Below are 3,534 nucleotides of genomic sequence, written 5' to 3'. Positions count from 1 at the left end.
CTCAACATCATCCGGCCAGACCCGCTCTATTCCGGCGTGGTCGAGGCCGATGAGCGGCTTGCCGCCGACGGCGCGGTCGTCACCCCCCTCGACAGCAGCGGGCTCGCGGGGCGCTTGGCCGAGGCTCGCGCCGAGGGTTTCGCCTCCGCCGCCATCGCCTTCCTGCACGCCGACCTCAACCCGGCCCACGAGATCGCGGCCGGCGAGTTGGCCCGCGCCGCCGGATTCGACTTCGTGGCCCTGAGCCACGAGGTCTCGCCCCTGCCCCGTTTCATTCCCCGCGCCGAGACCACCGTCGCCGACGCCTACCTGACGCCGATCCTGCAGGCCTATGTCCAGCGCGTGGCCCGGGCGGTGGATAGCGCGCCCCTCTACTTCATGACCTCGGCCGGCGGCTTGGTCCGCGCCGAGGCGTTCCGCGGCCGCGACGCCGTGGTCTCGGGACCGGCCGGCGGCGTGGTCGGCGTGGCCCGCACCGCCCAGATAGCCGCGGTCGAACAGGTCCTGGGCTTCGACATGGGCGGCACGTCTACCGATGTCTGCCGCTACGCCGGCAGCCTGGAGCGTCGCGACACCGCCAGGGTGGCGGGCGTGCGCCTGCGCAGCCCGATGCTGGACGTGGAGACCGTGGCCGCCGGCGGCGGCTCGATCCTGGCGTTCGACGGCCTGCGCGCCCGGGTGGGACCTCAGAGCGCCGGCGCCGATCCCGGTCCCGCCGCCTACGGCCGTGGCGGCCCCGCCACCGTCACCGACGCCAATCTGGTCCTGGGTCGCCTGGATCCGCGCTTCTTCCCGTCGATCTTCGGGCCGAAGGGCGAGGCCCCGCTGGACGTCGAGGCCGCCCGCGCCGCCATCGCCAAGCTGGCACAGGCCATGGGCTCGCCCAGCGTCGAGGCCGCCGCCGAGGGCTTCGTGGCCATCGCGGTCGAGCAGATGGCGCGGGCCACCGACCGCATCTCCACCGAGCGCGGCTTCGACCCTCGCGACCATGCCCTCACCGCCTTCGGCGGCGCGGCGGGCCAGGTGGCCTGCGAGGTCGCCGACGCCCTGGGCCCCTGGCAGGTGCTCTGTCCCCGCCATGGCAGCGTGCTCTCGGCCTGGGGCATCGGCCAGGCGGAGGTGACAAGCCTGCGCCAGATGGGTCTCGACGCCGTCCTGGACGACGCCGGCCTGGCGCGCGCCCAGGCCTTGGCGGTCGAGGTCGAGGCTCAGGCCCGCGCGGCCCTGGCCGAGCAGGGCGCCCAGGCGTCCGAGCTCCGCCGCACCCTGCGCCTGCGCTACGACGGCGCCGACGCCCAGATCTCCATCGCCATCGGTCCGCTCAGCGAGGTCAAGGCCGCCTTCGAAGCCGGCCACCAGCGCCTGTTCGGCTTCATTGAGGCGACCCTGCCCATCGTCATCGCCACGGTGGAGGTGGAGGCGGTCTCGAAATCCGCTCATCCCGGCGAAGGCCGGAACCCAGATTCACCAGCCGAGCCGGCGGGCTCTTCCTCCAGCGCCCAGCCCTCCGACCTTGGCAGGGATGAGCGGGTCAGGATGTTCTTCCACGGCGAATGGCATGATGCGCCGATCGTGACGGCCAGCTCGATCACGGAACTCGCCGGCCCCGCGCTTATCGTTCGCCCCGACACCCAGATCGCCGTCTCGCCCGGCTGGATCGCCAAGCCCGGCCCCGATGGCATGATCCGCCTGGACCGCCAGCAGCACATCGTGACCGCCGACCTCACCCTCGACCGGCCCGATCCCGTCACCCTGGAGCTGTTCAACAAGCGCTTCATGGGCGTGGCCGAGGCCATGGGCGCGGCCCTGGAACGCACCGCCCATTCGGTCAACATCAAGGAGCGGCTCGACTTCTCCTGCGCCCTGTTCGACGCCGATGGCGGCCTGGTGGCCAACGCCCCGCACATGCCGGTTCACCTCGGCTCCATGGGCGCCAGCGTCCGCGCCGTCCGCGACCGCCATCCGGACCTCAAGCCCGGCGAGGCCTTCGCGCTCAACAACCCCTATGCCGGCGGCACCCACCTGCCCGACATCACCGTGGTCATGCCGATCTTCATGGCCGAGGCAGATCAGAGCGCGGCCTTCTATGTCGCCGCTCGCGGCCACCATGCCGACGTCGGCGGCGTTCAGCCGGGCTCCATGCCGCCCTTCTCCCACACCCTGGACGAGGAGGGCGTGCTGCTGGACGCGCTCCCCATCATGCAGGGCGGCAGGTTCCTGGAGGCCGACACCCGCGCGGCGCTGGGCTCTGGCCGGTGGCCCTCACGCGCCCCGGATCGCAACATCGCCGACCTCAAGGCCCAGATCGCCGCCTGCCAGGCCGGCGCGGCCTCTGTCCGCCACATGATCGCGACCTATGGCGGCCCCGCCGTCGCCGCCTACATGGGCTTCGTCCAGCAGAACGCCGCGGCCTCCGTCCGCCGCGCCGTCGGCAAGCTCAGCGACGGGGCGGCCCGCATTCCCATGGACGGGGGCGGCGAGATCGTGGTCCGCACCACGGTCGACGCCGCCAAGGGCGAGGCGACGCTGGACTTCCGCGAGTCGGCCGGCCAGCTGGGCTCCAACTTCAACGCCCCCTCGGCCATCGTCGACGCCGCGGCGCTCTATGTGTTCCGTACCCTGGTGGACGACGACATTCCGCTCAACGCCGGCTGCCTGGAGCCGCTGAAGATCCTCACCCGCGAGGGCTCCATGCTGGCCCCGAAGTACCCCGCCGCCGTGGTGGCCGGGAACGTGGAGACCAGCCAGCACGTGGTCGACGCCCTCTATGCGGCGCTGGGCGTCATGGCCAACGCCCAGGGCTCCATGAACAACTTCACCTTCGGCGACGAGGACCGCCAGTATTACGAGACCATCTGCGGCGGAGCCGGCGCCACCGCCGACCGCCCCGGAACCAGCGCCGTCCACACCCACATGACCAACTCGCGCCTCACCGACCCGGAAATCCTGGAGCGACGCTTTCCGGTCCGGGTCGAGGCCTTCGCCATTCGTCACGGTTCGGCGGGTTCGGGCGCCATGGCCGGCGGCGAGGGCGCCTATCGCCGGGTGCGGTTCCTGGCCCCCATGGAGGCGGCGCTGCTCTCCACCCGCCGTGACCACGCGCCCCAGGGGATCGCCGGCGGCGGCCCTGCCCTGCCCGGTCGTCAGCGTTTGATCGCGCGCTCCGGCGCTGTAAAGGAACTGCCCGGCTGCTTTTCCATTACCGTCCAGCTCGGCGACGTCATCGAGATCGAGACCCCGGGGGGCGGGGGATATGGTCGCGCCGTCGCCTGACGAAAGTTTCGAGGTTCCATGTCCGCTCTGCTGTTCGCGCTCGCCCTGTTCGCCCAAGACGCCGAGGCGCCGCCGCCGCCCGCCGCCGAACCCGCGCCTATCGAGCTGCCGTTCCCCAACGGCGCGCCGCAGGATGACTACGGCTTGGTCTCCTGGTGCCACGGCGCCCTGACCGGCTATCTCGACCTGCGCGACCAGGTGATGCCCGAGGTCACCCGCATCGAGACCGCCTTCCGCGCCCCCGACCGCACCCTGGCCGAG

The 3,534-nt window shown here is 72.2% G+C and carries 1 protein-coding gene and 1 pseudogene; both read left to right on the top strand.

Annotation, left to right across the window (positions count from 1 at the left end; all coding sequences use genetic code 11):
* A partial coding sequence (locus RMO04_RS17545; RefSeq protein ID WP_309646057.1) for a hydantoinase B/oxoprolinase family protein occupies window positions 1–3,273 on the top strand: 3,273 nt, incomplete at its 5' end.
* Window positions 3,274–3,291: 18 nt separating this feature from the next.
* A pseudogene (locus tag RMO04_RS17540) lies at window positions 3,292–3,534 on the top strand (hypothetical protein); the annotation flags it as partial.

It is taken from the genome of Phenylobacterium sp. (assembly GCF_031412415.1).
GTDB lineage: Bacteria > Pseudomonadota > Alphaproteobacteria > Caulobacterales > Caulobacteraceae > Phenylobacterium.
Note: the sequence above shows the minus strand (reverse complement) of the source record. Positions and strands in the feature narration are given on the sequence as shown.